Origin of the sequence: Micromonospora sp. NPDC049799 (assembly GCF_040656655.1) — a bacterium.
Taxonomy (GTDB): domain Bacteria; phylum Actinomycetota; class Actinomycetes; order Mycobacteriales; family Micromonosporaceae; genus Micromonospora.
On sequence record NZ_JBFAMU010000716.1, the window covers coordinates 1 to 2002 of the forward strand.

The 2002-nt window shown below is 72.6% G+C and carries 1 pseudogene; it reads left to right on the forward strand.

What is annotated here, in order from left to right:
- Positions 1-1909: pseudogene (locus AB0I76_RS28665) on the forward strand (error-prone DNA polymerase); the annotation flags it as partial.
- Positions 1910-2002: the final 93 nt, after the last annotated feature.

The window sequence follows — 2002 nt, forward strand, 5'->3', positions numbered from 1 at the left end:
CACCGCCCACCTGCGCAGCGGCGCCGAGATGGCGGCCCGGTTCGCCGCGTACCCGGGTGCGGTGGCCCGGGCCGCCGAGTTCGGCGCGGAACTGGCCTTCGACCTCCAACTGGTCGCGCCGACGCTGCCGGCGTACCCGGTGCCGCCGGGGCACACCGAGATGAGCTGGCTGCGGCACCTGACGGAGCAGGGGGCGCGGGAGCGGTACGGCCCGCGCGAGGCGCACCCGCGGGCGTACGCGCAGCTGGACCACGAGCTGCGGATGATCTCCGATCTCGGCTTTCCCGGCTACTTCCTGGTGGTCTACGACATCGTCGCGTTCTGCCGCGCGCAGGACATCTACTGCCAGGGGCGGGGCTCGGCGGCGAACTCGGCGGTCTGCTACGCGCTGCGGATCACCAACGTGGACGCGGTCCGGCACCGGCTGCTCTTCGAGCGGTTCCTCGCCCCGGAACGGGACGGCCCGCCGGACATCGACGTGGACATCGAGTCCGACCGGCGGGAGGAGGTGATCCAGCACGTGTACGCCCGGTACGGCCGGGAGCACACCGCCCAGGTCGCCAACGTCATCTCGTACCGGCCCCGGTCGGCGGTGCGGGACGTGGCGAAGGCGTTCGGTTTCTCGCCGGGCCAGCAGGACGCGTGGAGCAAACAGATCGACCGGTGGGGTTCGGTGGCGTCGGTGGACACCGAAGACATCCCCGAGCAGGTCGTCGCGTACGCCAACGAGCTGCAGACGTTCCCCCGGCACCTGGGCATCCACTCCGGCGGCATGGTGATCTGCGACCGGCCGGTGATCGAGGTCTGCCCGGTGGAGTGGGGGCGGATGCCCGGCCGCAGCGTGCTCCAGTGGGACAAGGACGACTGCGCCGCCGTCGGGCTGGTCAAGTTCGACCTGCTCGGCCTCGGCATGCTCTCCGCGCTGCACTACGGCTACGACATGATCGGGATGAGCCTGGACCTGGGTGACATGACCCTGGACGACCCCGAGGTCTACGACATGCTCTGCCGGGCCGACTCGGTGGGGGTGTTCCAGGTGGAGAGCCGCGCCCAGATGGCCACCCTGCCCCGGCTGAAGCCGCGCGAGTTCTACGACCTGGTGGTCGAGGTGGCGCTGATCCGGCCCGGCCCGATCCAGGGCGGCTCGGTGCACCCGTTCATCCGGCGCAAGAACGGCCAGGAGCCGGTGGAGTACGCGCACCCGCTGATGCGCAACGCGCTGGAGAAGACGCTCGGCGTGCCGCTGTTCCAGGAGCAGCTGATGCAGCTGGCGATCGACCTGGCCGGGTTCGACGCGGCCGAGGCGGACCAGCTGCGCCGGGCGATGGGCGCCAAGCGGTCCGCCGAGCGGATGGCCCGGATCGCCGAGCGGCTCTACGCCGGGATGGCCGAGCGGGGCATCACCGGTGAGCTGGCCGACGACGTCTACCGGAAGCTGTCGGCGTTCGCCAGTTACGGCTTTCCGGAGAGCCACGCGATGAGCTTCGCGTACCTGGTCTACGCCAGCTCCTGGCTCAAGCGTTACCACCCGGCGCCGTTCCTGGCCGCCCTGCTCAACGCCCAGCCGATGGGCTTCTACGCGCCGCAGACCCTGGTCGACGACGCCCGCCGGCACGGGGTGGAGGTCCGCCGGCCGGACATCAACGCCAGTGGCGCGAAGGCCGTCCTGGAGTCGACCCCGCGGACCCGGTGGGGGAGCGTGCCGGGGGAGCCGCCGCACGCCTGGGGGCTGGGCGGTCCGGCCGTACGCCTGGGGTTGTCCGGCGTGCGGACCCTCGGCGACGAGGTGGCCGAGCGGATCGAGGCCGAACGGACGGCGCACGGGGCGTACCGGGACATGCCGGACCTGGCCCGGCGGGTGGGTCTGACGGCCGCCCAGCTGGAGGCGCTGGCCACCGCGGACGCCTGCATCTCCTCGGTGCGGGCGACCGCCGCGTAGACCCGGTCGGAGTCGGGCAGGTCGCGGGCGCGGTCCGGGCCGCCGGGCTCACCGCTGGGCAGC